The organism is Streptomyces sp. NPDC020965 (assembly GCF_044333555.1).
In the GTDB taxonomy this organism is placed as follows: domain Bacteria; phylum Actinomycetota; class Actinomycetes; order Streptomycetales; family Streptomycetaceae; genus Streptomyces.
Genome location: NZ_JBIRRE010000007.1, coordinates 104,885 through 118,328 on the forward strand (window position 1 = coordinate 104,885; position 13,444 = coordinate 118,328).

Consider the following 13,444-nt stretch of genomic DNA (forward strand, 5'->3'; position numbering starts at 1 on the left):
CTGGGAGACAACGACATGACTGGGGCCACCATCTGGCTCACCGGTCTGCCGAGCGCCGGCAAGACCACGATCGCCTACGCGCTGGCCGACCGGCTGCGCGCCGACGGTCGGCGCACCGAGGTGCTCGACGGCGACGAGATCCGCGAGTTCCTCTCCGCCGGACTCGGCTTCGGCCGGGCGGACCGGCACACCAATGTGCAGCGGATCGGCTTCGTCGCCGAACTGCTGGCGTCACACGGGGTGACGGTCCTGGTGCCGGTGATCGCGCCGTACGCGGACAGCCGCGAGGCGGTACGGAAGCGGCACGCCGCCGCGGGCACCCCGTACCTCGAAGTGCATGTCGCGACGCCGGTCGAGGTCTGCTCGGAACGCGATGTGAAGGGGCTCTACGCCAAGCAGGCGGCCGGCGAGATCAGCGGTCTGACGGGGGTGGACGACCCGTACGAGGAGCCGACCTCCCCGGATCTGCGGATCGAGTCGCAGCACCAGACCGTCGAGGAGTCGGCAGCAGCGGTCCACGCGCTGCTCGCCACCGTTCCTACTCCTCAGCACACGACCACCACGACACCCGCACCTCCGCGCCGTGCGGGCGGAGAAGCTCACGAAAGGGGTACAGCATGACCACCGTCGTCGATAGCCCCTACGCCCTCTCCCACCTCGACGCCCTCGAATCCGAGGCCGTACACATCTTCCGCGAGGTGGCGGGCGAGTTCGAGCGGCCGGTGATCCTGTTCTCCGGTGGCAAGGATTCCATCGTCATGCTCCATCTCGCGCTGAAGGCGTTCGCGCCCGCCGCGATCCCGTTCTCCTTGCTGCATGTGGACACCGGGCACAACTTCCCCGAGGTCCTCACCTACCGCGACCGTACGGTCGAGCGCCACGGGCTGCGGCTCCATGTGGCCTCCGTACAGGAGTACATCGACGCCGGGACGTTGCGGGAGCGCCCCGACGGTACCCGCAATCCGTTGCAGACCGTGCCCCTGACCGAGGCGATCCAGCGGCACCGGTTCGACGCGGTCTTCGGCGGCGGGCGGCGGGACGAGGAGAAGGCGCGCGCCAAGGAGCGGGTGTTCTCGCTGCGGGACGAGTTCTCGCAGTGGGATCCGCGCCGGCAGCGCCCCGAGCTGTGGCAGCTCTACAACGGCCGGCACGCCCCCGGCGAGCACGTCCGGGTCTTCCCGCTCTCCAACTGGACCGAACTCGACGTCTGGCAGTACATCGAGCGGGAGAAGATCGAGCTGCCGGACATCTACTTCGCCCATGAGCGCCAGGTGTTCCAGCGCGCCGGCATGTGGCTGACGGCGGGCGACTGGGGCGGCCCGAAGGAGTCCGAGCGGGTGGAGACCCGGCTCATCCGCTACCGCACCGTCGGGGATATGTCCTGCACCGGAGCCGTGGACTCGGATGCCACCACGCTCGACGCGGTGATCGCCGAGATCGCCGCCTCCCGGCTCACCGAGCGGGGTGCCACCCGCGCCGACGACAAGATGTCCGAGGCCGCGATGGAAGACCGCAAGCGCGAAGGGTACTTCTAGGGATGACCACCACCACCGAGCAACTCTCGGCGACGACCCTGCTGCGTTTCGCGACCGCTGGTTCCGTGGACGACGGCAAGTCCACCCTGGTGGGCCGGCTGCTGCACGATTCCAAGTCGGTGCTGACGGACCAGTTGGAGGCCGTGGCGCACGCCTCCCTCTCACGGGGTCAGGAGACGCCTGACCTGGCGCTGCTGACGGACGGTCTGCGGGCCGAGCGGGAGCAGGGCATCACCATCGACGTGGCGTACCGCTACTTCGCCACGGCGCAGCGCCGTTTCATCCTGGCCGACACCCCCGGGCACGTGCAGTACACCCGGAACATGGTGACGGGCGCGTCCACGGCCGAGCTGGCGGTGGTCCTGGTCGACGCGCGCAACGGCGTGGTGGAGCAGACCCGCCGTCATGCCGCCGTCGCCGCGCTGCTGCGGGTCCCGCACGTCGTGCTGGCCGTCAACAAGATGGACCTGGTCGAGTACGCGGAGCCCGTCTTCGCCGCCATCGCCGAGGAGTTCACCGCGTACGCGTCCGAGCTGGGCGTACCGGAGATCACGGCGATCCCGATCTCGGCGCTCGCCGGGGACAATGTGGTGGAGCCGTCCGCGAACATGGACTGGTACGGCGGGCCGACGGTGCTGGAGCATCTGGAGACGGTCCCGGTCAGCCATGATCTGACCGGTTGCCACGCCCGGCTCCCGGTGCAGTACGTCATCCGCCCGCAGACCACCGAGCATCCGGACTACCGGGGGTACGCGGGACAGATCGCGGCCGGTACCTTCCGGGTCGGTGAGCCGGTGACCGTACTGCCGTCCGGCCGTACGTCGACGGTGGCCGGGATCGATCTGCTCGGTCACGCGGTGGACATCGCCTGGACCCCGCAGTCCGTCACCCTGCTGCTGGCGGACGACATCGACGTATCGCGTGGTGATCTGATCGTGCCGAGCGGTGATGCGCCGGCGACCACGCAGGACATCGAGGCGACGGTCTGTCATGTCGCCGACCAGCCGCTGAAGGTGGGCCAGCGGGTGCTGCTGAAGCACACGACCCGCACGGTCAAGGCGATCGTGAAGGAGATTCCGTCGCGGCTGACGCTGGACGATCTCTCACAGCACCCGCTCCCGGGGCAGCTCGTCGCCAATGACATCGGTCTTGTGACCGTGCGGACCGCGGAGCCGCTCGCGCTCGACTCGTACGCCGACTCCCGGCGTACCGGCTCTTTTCTCCTGATCGACCCGGCCGACGGCACCACGCTGGCGGCCGGTATGGCGGGCGACTCGTTCGCCTCCGTGACCAAGGCCGTGCAGGCCACCGATGACGACGCGGAATGGGATTTCTGATGACCGATGTGTTCGCCACCTTCGCGAAGGAGGGCGGCCGAGTGGGCAGCGGCACCCTCGGCGCGGGGTCGGGGGGTGTCGTGCGATGTGCGCGATGACCCGTTCGCCCCGGATCCGGATCCAGCTCCACCCGTCTCACGCGCGAAGACAGAGACCAGCCGACTTCCCCGCCACGCCTTATGGACGTGATCGCCGGGGCCTACGAGAGGAACCCCTCCCGTGCTCGCCACCCGTACCACCCTGCGCCGCGGTGCCGCCGCGGCCGCCGCTCTGCCGCTGCTGATCGGCGCGGTCGCCTCCTGCGGTTACGGCTCGGAGTCCAAGGACGACGACAAGGTCGCGCCGGTCGCCAAGGGCGAGAAGCTCTCCGCCGCGACCGTGAAGCTCGGCTACTTCCCCAACCTGACCCACGCCACCGCTCTCGTCGGTGAGCAGGAGGGCATCCTCCAGAAGGAGTTGGGCGGCACTCAGATCCAGTCCACCACCTTCAACGCCGGTCCCTCCGAGATCGAGGCGCTGAACGCGGGCTCGATCGACATCGGCTTCATCGGCCCCTCCCCCGCCATCAACGGCTTCACCAAGTCCAAGGGCAAGAATCTGCGGATCGTCGCGGGGTCCGCGTCCGGTGGCGTGAAGCTGGTGGTCAACCCCAAGAAGATCAAGACGCTGGACGATCTCAAGGGCAAGAAGATCGCCACACCGCAGGTCGGCAACACCCAGGACGTGGCGTTCCTCAACTGGATAGCCGAGAAGGGCTGGAAGGCCGACGCCCAGAGCGGCAAGGGTGATGTCTCCGTCGTCCGCACGGACAACAAGATCACCCCGGACGCCTACAAGTCCGGTTCCATCGACGGCGCCTGGGTGCCGGAGCCGACCGCGTCCCGCCTGGTGAAGCAGGGCGCCAAGGTGCTGCTGGACGAATCGACGCTGTGGCCGGACAAGAAGTTCGTGATCACCCACATCATCGTGTCGCAGAAGTTCCTCAAGGATCACCCTGACGTGGTCGAGGCCGTGGTGCGCGGGTCCGTGAAGACCAATGCGTGGATCAACGCCAACCCGGACCGGGCGAAGGTGTCCGCGAACGCCAAGCTGAAGGCGCTCACCGGCAAGGACCTGCCCGCCGACATCATCGACCCGGCGTGGCAGTCGATCCAGTTCATCGACGACCCGCTGGCCTCCACGCTGCAGGCGCAGGCGGACCACGCGGTGAAGGCCGGTCTGCTGAAGGAGCCCGATCTGAAGGGCATCTACGACCTGCGTCAGCTGAACAAGGTCCTGAAGGCGGAGTCGAAGCCCGAGGTCGCCGATGCCGGACTCGGCGTCAAGTAACCCCGTACGAGATGAGATCCCAGGAGGTGACGACCATGGCCCACACCCTGACCAAGGATCAGGCCACCGGCCGTACGACGGCCGGGCACGCCGCCCGTATCGAGCATGTCTCGAAGTCCTTCGCGGGACCCGGTGGGCGGCAGCTCGTCCTGGACGACATCACCCTTGATGTCGCTCCGGGCGAGTTCGTCACCCTCCTGGGGGCCTCGGGGTGCGGAAAGTCCACCCTGCTCAATCTGGTGGCGGGGTTGGACGCCCCCACCGCGGGGTCCATCGAGACCCCCGGCGGGCGGCCCGCGCTGATGTTCCAGGAACACGCCCTGTTCCCGTGGCTGACGGCGGGCAAGAACATCGAACTCGCGCTGCGGCTGCGCGGGGTCGCCAAGGCGGAGCGGCGGGCGGAGGCCGAACGGCTGCTGGAGCTGGTTCGGCTGGGCGGCGCCTTCAAGAAGAAGGTGCATGAGCTGTCGGGCGGGATGCGGCAGCGGGTCGCGCTGGCGCGGGCGCTCGCCCAGGACAGTCAACTACTGCTGATGGACGAGCCGTTCGCGGCGTTGGACGCCATCACCCGGGACGTGCTGCACGATGAGCTGACCCGGATCTGGCGGGAGACCGAACTCTCGGTGCTCTTCGTCACGCACAACGTCCGCGAGGCCGTACGGCTGGCCGAACGGGTGATCCTGCTGTCGTCGCGGCCGGGCCGGATCGCCCGGGAGTGGACGGTCGGCATCGAGCAGCCGCGCCGGATCGAGGACGCCGCCGTGGCGGAGCTGTCCGTCGAGATCACCGAAGAACTGCGTGGGGAGATCCGCCGACATGGCCAGCACTGACACCTCGGCCGACAGCAAGGCCAAGGACGGTTCACCCGGCGATCTCGCCGGTCTGGAGGCCGGTCTCGACGCGCTGGACGTGGTGCACTCCCACCGCACCCCGTTCCGCGAGACGCTGCTGCGGAAGGTGCTGCCGCCGATCGTGGCGGTGGCGCTGGTGGTCGTCGTCTGGCAGACGCTCGTCTGGGCGGAGGTCACGGACGAGGGCAGCCTGCCCGCGCCTTCCGCCGTATGGGACAGCGTGTCCGACATGTGGATGCGCGGCACTCTCCTTGAGGTGGTGTGGACCAGCGTCTCGCGCGGTCTCCTCGGCTTCCTGCTGGCGCTCGCCATCGGTACGCCGCTGGGTCTGCTGGTCGCCCGGGTGAAGTTCGTCCGGGCCGCGATCGGACCGATCCTCTCCGGCCTCCAGTCGCTGCCGTCGGTCGCCTGGGTGCCGCCCGCCGTGATCTGGCTCGGGCTGAACAACCAGATGATGTACGCGGTGATCCTGCTCGGCGCCGTCCCGTCGATCGCCAACGGGCTGGTCTCCGGGGTCGATCAGGTGCCGCCGCTGTTCCTGCGGGCGGGCCGCACGATGGGTGCCACGGGGCTCAAGGGCACCTGGTTCATCGTGATGCCGGCCGCGCTGCCGGGCTATGTGGCCGGTCTCAAGCAGGGCTGGGCGTTCTCGTGGCGCTCGCTGATGGCCGCGGAGATCATCGCCTCGTCGCCCGATCTGGGGCTCGGTCTCGGGCAGTTGCTGGAGAACGGCCGCAGCAACTCCGATATGCCCGGGGTGTTCCTGGCGATCCTGCTGATCCTGCTCGTCGGTATCGCCATCGATCTGCTGATCTTCAGCCCGCTGGAGCGCGCGGTTCTGCGGGGCCGCGGTCTCCTCGTCAAGAACTGAGCCCTCCATGCGCCCTCCCGTCCTCCTCCTCGTCGCCCACGGCAGCCGCGATCCCCGGCACGCCGCGACCGTCCACGCGCTGGTGCGCGGGGTGCGGTCGCTACGTCCCGGGCTGCGGATCGAGACCGGATTCCTGGACTTCAACGCGCCGTCGGTGCCGAGAGTGCTGGAACGGCTCGCGGCCGAGGCCGGGCCGGCGCGCGGCACGGGGGACGGGGGTGCGGGCCGAGCCGTGGAGGTGATCGCGCTGCCCCTGCTGTTGACCCGCGCCTTCCATGCCAAGTCGGACATCCCGGCCGTCCTGGGCGAGGCCGCGGCGCGACTGCCGCGGCTCCGCGTCCACCAGGCCGAGGTGCTGGGCCCCTCCCCCCTGCTGCTCGCCGCCGTGGAGCGGCGGCTGTGGGCGGCGGGGCTCCGCCCGTCCGACCGGCGCTCGACGGGGCTCGTACTGGCCTCGGCGGGCTCCACAGACCCGGAGGCGATCGCGGCGATCGCAGACATGGCGCGGGAGCTGAGGCACACCGGTTGGTGTGCCGTGCGACCCGCGTTCGCCTCCGCCTCACTGCCACGGACCGAGTCCGTGGTCCGCGCCCTGCGCGCGGACGGCTGCGCCCGGGTGGCGGTGGCGCCGTATGTCATCGCCCCCGGCCGGCTCCCGGACCGGATCGCGGAGGGCGCGCGGGAGGCCGATGTGCTGGCCGATGTGCTGGGTCCGTCCCCGGAGCTGGGCCGGCTGGTGCTGGAGCGATACGACCAGGCCAGGGTGGCGTCCCGGGTGCCGGCCCTGGGCCAGGTCGCCGGAGTCCCGGCCTGACCCCGGCAGAACCTCCCGCCGAGGCGGTACGGTCGGAAACATGTTCGATGAAACGCTCCTGCTCGGTGGCGAGCTGCCCGTACGGCGGCTGGGCTACGGCACCGCGCAGCTGACCGGCCCCGGGTACTGGGGGCCGCGCGGAGAGCGGGCCGACGCCGTCGCCGTACTGCGCCGGGCCGTCGAACGGGGCGTCACCCTCATCGACACCGCCGACAACTACGGTCCGGGCCTCGCGGAGGAACTGGTCGCCGAGGCCCTCTTCCCGTATCCGCCGGACGTCGTCGTCGCCACCAAGGGCGGCGTCGTACGGACCGGTGACAGTGCCTGGCACACCGACGGGCGGCCGGAGCGGCTGCGGGCGATGTGCGAGGCGAGTCTGCGGCGGCTGCGCCGGGAGACCGTCGACCTCTACCAGCTCCACCGGATCGACCCGGAGGTGCCGCTCGCGGACCAGCTCGGGACGCTCGTGGAACTGCGCGACGAGGGCAAGATCCGCCATATCGGACTGGACTCGGTCACCGTCGACCAGCTCACCCGGGCGCGGGCGCTGGCCCCCATCGCCTCCGTACAGAACCGGTTCAACCTGACCGACCGGGAATCGGCCGACGTGCTCGCCGCCTGTGAGGCGGCGGGGCTGGCCTTCCTGCCCTGGTTCCCGCTGGCCAACGGGGCCCTGACGGGCGGGGCCGACGAGGCGCTCGACGCGGTGGCGGCGGCCCACGGGGCGAGCCGGGGCCGGCTCGCGCTGGCCTGGCTGCTGCACCGGTCCCCCGTACTCTGTCCGACACCGGGCACGGGGTCGCTCGCGCATCTGGAGGAGAACCTCGACGCGTCGGCGATCCGGCTCGGCGAGCGGGAACTGCGCGCGCTGCGGTGACACTCCCGTAGCCCTACTGTGACGGACGCGGAGCGCTCCGAACGCACTATCGAGGGAAGGAGGTCGACATGTCGTTCTACTACCACAAGCGCATCACGGTGATCCCGAAGCTGCTGCACCTGAACATCAGCTCGCACGGCTGGTCATGGACGCTCGGCGGTCGCCGGGCCCATGTCACCCGGGACCGGCACGGCCGCAGCAGCACGGCGGTCCGGCTCCCCGGCGGCTTCACCTGGCGCCGGCGCTCCCGCCGCCACTGAGCCCCGCTCAGCCGGTGGGGTTCGTCAGGTCGGTCAGCTCGGCCAGCCTGCGGACGGTGTTCCAGTTCCGGCTGGTGGCGACGGTGCCCTTCAACAGGGCCGGCCTGGCGAGCACATCGGCGAGCCGGGAGCGCCCGAGCCCGTCCGGCGCGTACAGATACAGCGCCCGGTCCCCGAGCCGGAACGCCTCCGGCGCGAACTCCGCCGCGTCCACCGCGGCGAACCGCGCCGGGGTGACCGGCGCCGAGAAGTAGGTGACATGGAGCTGCCGCCCCTCCAGCTCGGCGGCCGGGAACGGACAGTCGTCCACGATCGCCCGTAGATACGCCCCGTCACGTACGAGACAGTCGACGGCGAACCCGAACCGCCCCGCGATGGCCCGCTCCAGGTCGGCGGCGAGTGCCTGTTCGCCGTCATCCGTATCGGTGCTGAAGACGGCGTTACCGCTCTGGAGATGCGTGGCGACATCCGTATGCCCCAGCTCGCTCAGCACCTCGCGCAGCTCGGCCATGGGGACCTTCTTGTGACCGCCCACATTGATCCCGCGCAGCAGCGCGGCGTACCTCGTCGCCATGGGGTCACCCTAGGACCTGGACGGGCGCACGCGGCTCCCCCCTCCGGCGTACGCTCGATCGCACTGCTACCCCACTGTCAGGGAGCGTCGATGACGGACCTGCCCAAAGACCTGGTGAACCTTTCCGACGAACTGACCACTGGCGAACGCGTCCGCATAATCAGAGAACGACGGGGACTGAGCCGCCCCGTGCTGGCCGGACTGGTCGGCCGGTCGCCGGACTGGCTGAAGAAGATCGAAGGCGGCGGGCGGGAGCTGCGGTCACTCCCGATGCTGATCAGGCTCGCACACGTTCTCCGAGTGGACGATCTTTCCAAACTGACCGGGGACAGAACAGCGATCCCCGTCGCGCAATGGGGGAAGCTCTCCCACGCCTCGGTGCCCGCGCTGAGGGACGCCATCCACGCCTCGTTCCTCCGCCGGTCCGTCTATGAACTGGGGTCCGTTGACGAACTGGCCGGGAGAGTCCGCCAGACCTGGGCCACCTGGCATACGTCGACGCACCAGCGGACCGAAGTCGGCGCGGTGCTGCCGGATCTTCTGACCGCCTGCCATGCGGCGGTCAAGAGCTCCGAAGGCGGCGTGCGGCGCCAGGCGTACGGGGCGATGGCCGAGGCGTACGCGCTGGCTCAGCAATTCGCCGCGCACACCACGGAGCCCGAGCTGTACTGGATCACGGTGGACCGGGCGCGTATGGCCGCGGAGGAGTCCGACGACCCCGTACTACTCGCCTCGGCCGCGTGGATCGTGGGCAATGGTCTTCGGGACAGTGGCCATACCGAGGAGGCCCTTCGGCTGGTGTCCGAGGCCGCGAGCATGTTGCGCGACCAACTTGAGCACGGTTCGGACATCCTGCGCGGCACATTCGGCGCCTTGTGCCTCCATGCGGCGGTCACCGCGGCGAAGGAGGGACGCGAGGGGGATGCTTGGCACTGGTGGGACGAAGCCGCTGCCACCGCCAGGAAGGCCCCCGCGTACGTCCACCCCTGGACGATGTTCGGTACGGGCAACGTGGCCGTCCACGCCGTGTCCATCGGTGTCGACCTGCGGACTCCGGGCGCCGCGCTGCGTCAGGCGTCGAACACCGCTCCGGAGTCCATCCCCTCGGTCGAACGCCGCTCCCGTCTCTTTCTGGACGCCGCCCGCTCCGAGTACGCCAGGAAGGAGCACGCGGGGTCGCTGCACTACCTGCGAAAGGCGGTGGAGACATCGCCCGAGGCCGTGCGTTACGTCCCCTCCGGCCGTCGCCTCGCCGCCGACCTGGCGCTGCACGCACCCGCGACGATCCGCTCCGATGCGCAGGAACTCGCGTCGTCCGTGGGAGCCGCCGCGTAACCCGTGACGCAGGGGGACAGCCTGTCCCCCTCGTCCGACCATCCGCCTCATATCGTCCTGTGCTCCGGATAAGGGACGGAGAGAGACGATGCCGGACAACGAGGCACCCCCGACCACCACACGGACCGACCCACCTCCCGAAGGGGAATCACCTCTGCCGTCGCAGGGCTCTCCCCGCTCCGACGACTCTCCCACCCTTCTCGCCCTGCGGGAGCGGGTGCGGGAGGTCAATGAGGACCACGAGCACTGGCGGGGGCTGGCGTGACGCGTCTCAGTGTGCCGCTCGCCCTGGCGGTGGGGGCCGCCGAGACGCAATCACGGTGCCACCTCGCCCGACTCATGAGGTTCCTGACGGTCAGTTCTCGCGAACTCCGCGTCCTGCGGAGCGAGTTACGGCGGCTGGAGAGCGATGCCGAGTTCGCCGCCGCATGGCGCGCGGAGCTGGCCGAGGGGTGGCGGCGCGTCGAGTTCGACAGGGCGCTCGACAACGTCCTCCGCGCCGGGCCCAACGGCGACCGTGCATGACGGCCCCCGCCGGACCGAGGCACGAGTACCACTGTGCCGTGATCGCCGAAGGGGCCGTGTACGGCACCGGTGAGCGCGTGGCCGTCGTGCTCGGCACCTGCCGGACCATCTCGCCCAAGCTGGCGCTCCGCTGGCTGCGCGGGCAGGCGCTGCGCATCGCGGACGGGCTCGACCCCGGGTGGGCCCGGCCGATCGCGGAGACCGAGCGGGCTGCCGGCCCCGACGGGCCCACCCGGCTCCGCTCCTGGTGCCACGACGCCGGAGACCGGCGAGCGGCGCGCCTGGCCCTCAAGGACGGCGTGCCCGTCTCGCTGGTGGTGTCGGACGGCGTGAACGGCACCTACGCGCTGGCGATCCGGCCCGTCGTGGTGCGGTCGGGCGCCGACCCCGAGATACCCGCCGGCCTCCCCCCGCTCGTGCGGTCCTGAGGGCCTTCGCCGCCCCACCGGGGACTGCCCGACCTCCCCCCGTCCGCCCGCCCGAGTCACGGCCGGTGGGCATTCCGCTCACCTCTCATAGGACTGGTCCGCCGTGTTGCCATGCACCTCCGTCATCGAACTGCCCTACCTCGACATGCTGATCGAACTTTTCATCGCGGGGGAGGACACCGAGGGTGTCTCGCCCGACCACACGTACACACCCTGTGAAATCGAAGACGGCCATATCGGCGAGCACGCCAACCAGGTTGGCAACGGGGAGTCCGGGCGAGCGAGCTTATGGGTCCTCTGGACCGAGGCCGTGTTCCGGTTCGAGCTGTTGCCGTGGTGCGAGGCGCCCTCGCCGGACCGGACGGATGTCTGCGTGCTCTACGCCGGTCACCGGCTCGGCCACTCGTGGGCGGTGCGCGATCCGCTGCGGGATCTCCTCGAAGACGCGGCACGCGACGACATGACGGAGCAGGACCGGGAGTGACCCATCCGCCGCGCGCTCACGCGCGACGCGCCCGGGTGGCCAGCGCGGCCGCCAGGGCGCACGGCACGAGCAGCAGTCCGAAGGCGGCGCCGTAGCCGACGGGGGCGGTCGCGCCGAAGGCGAGGGAGGCGTTGAGGACGGCGGAGGAGACGCCCAGGACGGTGAGCTGGCCCAGGTTCTGGTTGGTCTGCATCGCACCGCTGGCGTAGCCCTGGCGGCCGGGCGGGCTGTGGGAGAGCGACAGCACGGTGAGGGACGGGGCGAGCAGGCCCATGCCGATGGCCGCGACGACCATGGCCGATCCGGCGATGTACGGGGGTGTCGCGGGGAACGTCCCGACGATCGCGACCGCGACCGCCACCGCGAGTATCAGCGCGCCGATGGCGACCAGCCGGTGGCGGGGGTGGTTCTCCAGCAGGCGGCCCTGCACCCAGGAGGCGGCGGCCCAGGCGATGGCCGCGCCCGTGAAGGCCAGTCCGATCCCGAGCGGGGACACATCGCGTTCGGTGACGAGCATCAGGGGTACGAACGCCTCCAGCGTGAAGAACACCCCCGAGCCCAGGCCGCGCAGCAGCACCGTGACCGGCAGTCCGCGGGCGGCGCGCCAGGTGCCCGGGGGCAGCAGCCGTGGCGCGAAGAGCAGCAGCAGGGCGAGCCCGCCGGCCGCGAACAGCAGATGGCGCGCGTCCCAGCCCGAGACGCCGTACTGCCCCAGGGCGGCACCCAGGCTGACGGCGGTCGCGGCCAACAGCGCGGGGCGCGGGCGGCCGTCTCCGGGCGGCACGGGTGCGGACGGTCCGGAGCGGCGGCGCAGGCTGGTCATCACGATCAGCGTGGGCGGGAGGGTGAGCACGGCCAGACCGAGGAAGACCGCGCGCCAGGACCACCATTCGGTCACCAGCCCCGCCAGCGGGGGGCCGACGAGGGAGGGCACGATCCAGCAGGTGCTCATCAGCGCCAGCACGCGCGGTTGCAGCCGGTCGGGGTAGGTCTGGCCGATGGCTGCGTTGATCGCCACGGCGACCATGCCGCCCGCGAGGCCGTCCAGGAAGCGGCCGGCCGCCAGTTGCCAGATCGAGGTGCTGGCGCCCGAGACCAGCAGGGTGGCCACCGCCAGCACCATGCCGGCGGCGAGCGGCCGGTGGGCCCCGGCGCGGTCGGACCAGTGGCCGCCCAGGACGCCGCCCAGCAGGCTCGCGGCCACGAAACAACCCGCGACGAGCGGGTAGAGCGACACTCCGTCGAGGTCCCGGGCCGCGGTCGGCAGGGTGGGGACGACGGCCAGCGCGGCGAGTCCGGTCAGGAACATCACGGCGGCGAAGACGGCGGTGGTGGCCGCGTACGCCCCGGAGAACAGGCCGTCGGCGGAGGCGGATCGTTTCCCCGCGCGGTGGGTCGGTGTCTTCCCGTCCGGTGGTGCCACGGGTTCCGTGGGTGCCTCCGCCGGGGGACTCGCGGCGCGTTGCGGATCGTCAGTCACGAGCGCACAAGCTATGCGCGCCCACTGACTCGTGCCACTTCTTTTCCGTCGCCCCTGTGTGATGGGCACGGGGGCGGTCAACGCAGGAGGCGCCGCGCCCGTCAGGCGCGCTTCGGCGCGAAGTGCAGGGTGGTGATCCCGCAGTCGAACGGCTTGGCCGCGACGAGGTCGAACCGCTGGTTCACGCCGGTGTCGGCGAAGACCGGGAGGCCGGCGCCGATCGCGGTCGGGTTGACGAACAGGTGGATCTCGTCCAACAGGCCCTGGGCGATCAGGGAGGAGGCGAGCGCGGCGCCACCGTAGGTGATGATGTCCCCGCCTGGCCGGGCCTTCAGCTCGCGCACGGTCTCGGCGAGGTCGCCACCGGCGACGACGGCGTTCTCCCACGGGGACTCGGTGAGGGTCCTGGAGATCACGACCTTGGGTGTGTTGTTCATCTTGTCGATGGCGTCCCGCGATTCGCCTTCCGGGCCGGAGGCCCAGGCCGGGATGAATCCCTCGGCGAGCCTGCGGCCCAGCACGATGCAGTCGACGGGCGCGGTGAGCGCCCCGATGTGAGCGGTGATGTCATCGGTCCAGGGAAAGGTGAGCCAGCCCATCTCGCCGTTCGGGCCCGCCATATAGCCGTCGACGGTGGTCTGGACCTGAAGCTTGAACTTGCGCACGGATCACGTCCCTCTTCTCGTTCTGGAGTACGAGAAAGGAGACTGCCACGGCGCGCGGGAATCATCGGTCCCGACCGCA

General features: G+C 70.6%; 17 protein-coding genes. 14 read left to right on the plus strand and 3 right to left on the minus strand.

Annotation, left to right across the window (positions count from 1 at the left end):
- Nucleotides 1-15 precede the first annotated feature (15 nt).
- The 9 genes from cysC to ACH4S7_RS21880 all read left to right on the plus strand — a co-directional run bounded on the left by cysC (nucleotide 16) and on the right by ACH4S7_RS21880 (nucleotide 7,874).
- A complete protein-coding gene (gene cysC, locus ACH4S7_RS21840; RefSeq protein WP_398522891.1) occupies nucleotides 16-621 on the plus strand; it encodes an adenylyl-sulfate kinase in 606 nt (201 codons plus the stop codon).
- Nucleotides 618-1,535, plus strand: a complete 918-nt coding sequence (gene cysD, locus ACH4S7_RS21845) for a sulfate adenylyltransferase subunit CysD (protein ID WP_398522892.1) — start codon at nucleotides 618-620, stop codon at nucleotides 1,533-1,535. Before cysC ends, cysD begins: the two co-directional genes overlap by 4 nt.
- Before the next feature lie 2 nt (nucleotides 1,536-1,537).
- Complete coding sequence (locus tag ACH4S7_RS21850; protein ID WP_398522893.1) at nucleotides 1,538-2,872, plus strand: sulfate adenylyltransferase subunit 1; 1,335 nt, start codon at nucleotides 1,538-1,540, stop codon at nucleotides 2,870-2,872.
- A 219-nt stretch (nucleotides 2,873-3,091) separates the two neighbouring features.
- Nucleotides 3,092-4,201, plus strand: coding sequence for an ABC transporter substrate-binding protein (locus ACH4S7_RS21855; protein WP_398522894.1), 1,110 nt, complete (start codon nucleotides 3,092-3,094; stop codon nucleotides 4,199-4,201).
- A gap of 11 nt (nucleotides 4,202-4,212) precedes the next feature.
- Nucleotides 4,213-5,031 carry an ABC transporter ATP-binding protein gene (locus tag ACH4S7_RS21860; RefSeq protein ID WP_398522895.1) on the plus strand — a complete coding sequence of 273 codons (819 nt, stop codon included), beginning with the start codon at nucleotides 4,213-4,215 and terminating at the stop codon, nucleotides 5,029-5,031.
- Nucleotides 5,018-5,923: an ABC transporter permease gene (locus ACH4S7_RS21865; RefSeq protein WP_398522896.1), complete on the plus strand. Its 906-nt coding sequence runs from the start codon at nucleotides 5,018-5,020 to the stop codon at nucleotides 5,921-5,923. The genes ACH4S7_RS21860 and ACH4S7_RS21865 overlap by 14 nt, the downstream gene beginning before the upstream one ends.
- Before the next feature lie 7 nt (nucleotides 5,924-5,930).
- On the plus strand, nucleotides 5,931-6,737 hold the full coding sequence (locus tag ACH4S7_RS21870) for a sirohydrochlorin chelatase (RefSeq protein WP_398522897.1): 807 nt from the start codon (nucleotides 5,931-5,933) through the stop codon (nucleotides 6,735-6,737).
- A gap of 40 nt (nucleotides 6,738-6,777) precedes the next feature.
- The gene (locus ACH4S7_RS21875) at nucleotides 6,778-7,614 is read left to right on the plus strand and encodes an aldo/keto reductase (protein ID WP_398522898.1); all 837 of its coding nucleotides are present in this window, start codon (nucleotides 6,778-6,780) and stop codon (nucleotides 7,612-7,614) included.
- 68 nt (nucleotides 7,615-7,682) lie between these two features.
- Nucleotides 7,683-7,874: a DUF4236 domain-containing protein gene (locus tag ACH4S7_RS21880; RefSeq protein ID WP_398522899.1), complete on the plus strand. Its 192-nt coding sequence runs from the start codon at nucleotides 7,683-7,685 to the stop codon at nucleotides 7,872-7,874.
- 7 nt (nucleotides 7,875-7,881) lie between these two features.
- Here ACH4S7_RS21880 and ACH4S7_RS21885 read toward each other — a convergent pair whose 3' ends face one another.
- Nucleotides 7,882-8,448 carry a DUF1697 domain-containing protein gene (locus ACH4S7_RS21885; RefSeq protein WP_398522900.1) on the minus strand — a complete coding sequence of 189 codons (567 nt, stop codon included), beginning with the start codon at nucleotides 8,446-8,448 and terminating at the stop codon, nucleotides 7,882-7,884.
- 90 nt (nucleotides 8,449-8,538) lie between these two features.
- Between ACH4S7_RS21885 and ACH4S7_RS21890 the strand changes: the two genes are divergently transcribed.
- The 5 genes from ACH4S7_RS21890 to ACH4S7_RS21910 all read left to right on the plus strand — a co-directional run bounded on the left by ACH4S7_RS21890 (nucleotide 8,539) and on the right by ACH4S7_RS21910 (nucleotide 11,220).
- Nucleotides 8,539-9,783, plus strand: coding sequence for a helix-turn-helix domain-containing protein (locus tag ACH4S7_RS21890; protein ID WP_398522901.1), 1,245 nt, complete (start codon nucleotides 8,539-8,541; stop codon nucleotides 9,781-9,783).
- An 88-nt stretch (nucleotides 9,784-9,871) separates the two neighbouring features.
- Entirely contained in the window at nucleotides 9,872-10,048 is a 177-nt protein-coding gene (locus ACH4S7_RS21895; RefSeq protein ID WP_398522902.1) for a hypothetical protein, read from the plus strand.
- Nucleotides 10,045-10,308 (plus strand): hypothetical protein, encoded by a 264-nt coding sequence (locus tag ACH4S7_RS21900; protein WP_398522903.1) that lies wholly within the window; start codon nucleotides 10,045-10,047, stop codon nucleotides 10,306-10,308. The genes ACH4S7_RS21895 and ACH4S7_RS21900 overlap by 4 nt, the downstream gene beginning before the upstream one ends.
- 38 nt (nucleotides 10,309-10,346) lie before the next feature.
- Nucleotides 10,347-10,736 carry a hypothetical protein gene (locus ACH4S7_RS21905; RefSeq protein WP_398522904.1) on the plus strand — a complete coding sequence of 130 codons (390 nt, stop codon included), beginning with the start codon at nucleotides 10,347-10,349 and terminating at the stop codon, nucleotides 10,734-10,736.
- A gap of 103 nt (nucleotides 10,737-10,839) precedes the next feature.
- Nucleotides 10,840-11,220: a hypothetical protein gene (locus ACH4S7_RS21910; RefSeq protein WP_398522905.1), complete on the plus strand. Its 381-nt coding sequence runs from the start codon at nucleotides 10,840-10,842 to the stop codon at nucleotides 11,218-11,220.
- 16 nt (nucleotides 11,221-11,236) lie between these two features.
- On the opposite strand, the gene ACH4S7_RS21915 is transcribed toward ACH4S7_RS21910, so the two are convergent.
- Together ACH4S7_RS21915 and ACH4S7_RS21920 are read right to left on the minus strand one after the other, a co-directional pair.
- On the minus strand, nucleotides 11,237-12,700 hold the full coding sequence (locus ACH4S7_RS21915; protein ID WP_398522906.1) for an MFS transporter: 1,464 nt from the start codon (nucleotides 12,698-12,700) through the stop codon (nucleotides 11,237-11,239).
- Nucleotides 12,701-12,801: 101 nt separating this feature from the next.
- Nucleotides 12,802-13,365 (minus strand): dihydrofolate reductase family protein, encoded by a 564-nt coding sequence (locus ACH4S7_RS21920; protein WP_398522907.1) that lies wholly within the window; start codon nucleotides 13,363-13,365, stop codon nucleotides 12,802-12,804.
- Nucleotides 13,366-13,444: the final 79 nt, after the last annotated feature.

What these genes read in the sequence shown, in the direction of transcription:
- ACH4S7_RS21865 (WP_398522896.1), top strand. Translation starts at nt 5,018, where the DNA reads ATGGCCAGCACTGACACCTCGGCCGACAGCAAGGCCAAGGACGGTTCA.
- ACH4S7_RS21890 (WP_398522901.1), top strand. Translation starts at nt 8,539, where the DNA reads ATGACGGACCTGCCCAAAGACCTGGTGAACCTTTCCGACGAACTGACC.
- ACH4S7_RS21880 (WP_398522899.1), top strand. Translation starts at nt 7,683, where the DNA reads ATGTCGTTCTACTACCACAAGCGCATCACGGTGATCCCGAAGCTGCTG.
- ACH4S7_RS21860 (WP_398522895.1), top strand. Translation starts at nt 4,213, where the DNA reads ATGAGATCCCAGGAGGTGACGACCATGGCCCACACCCTGACCAAGGAT.
- ACH4S7_RS21895 (WP_398522902.1), top strand. Translation starts at nt 9,872, where the DNA reads ATGCCGGACAACGAGGCACCCCCGACCACCACACGGACCGACCCACCT.
- ACH4S7_RS21875 (WP_398522898.1), top strand. Translation starts at nt 6,778, where the DNA reads ATGTTCGATGAAACGCTCCTGCTCGGTGGCGAGCTGCCCGTACGGCGG.
- ACH4S7_RS21885 (WP_398522900.1), bottom strand. Translation starts at nt 8,448, where the DNA reads ATGGCGACGAGGTACGCCGCGCTGCTGCGCGGGATCAATGTGGGCGGT.
- ACH4S7_RS21870 (WP_398522897.1), top strand. Translation starts at nt 5,931, where the DNA reads ATGCGCCCTCCCGTCCTCCTCCTCGTCGCCCACGGCAGCCGCGATCCC.
- cysC (WP_398522891.1), top strand. Translation starts at nt 16, where the DNA reads ATGACTGGGGCCACCATCTGGCTCACCGGTCTGCCGAGCGCCGGCAAG.
- cysD (WP_398522892.1), top strand. Translation starts at nt 618, where the DNA reads ATGACCACCGTCGTCGATAGCCCCTACGCCCTCTCCCACCTCGACGCC.
- ACH4S7_RS21850 (WP_398522893.1), top strand. Translation starts at nt 1,538, where the DNA reads ATGACCACCACCACCGAGCAACTCTCGGCGACGACCCTGCTGCGTTTC.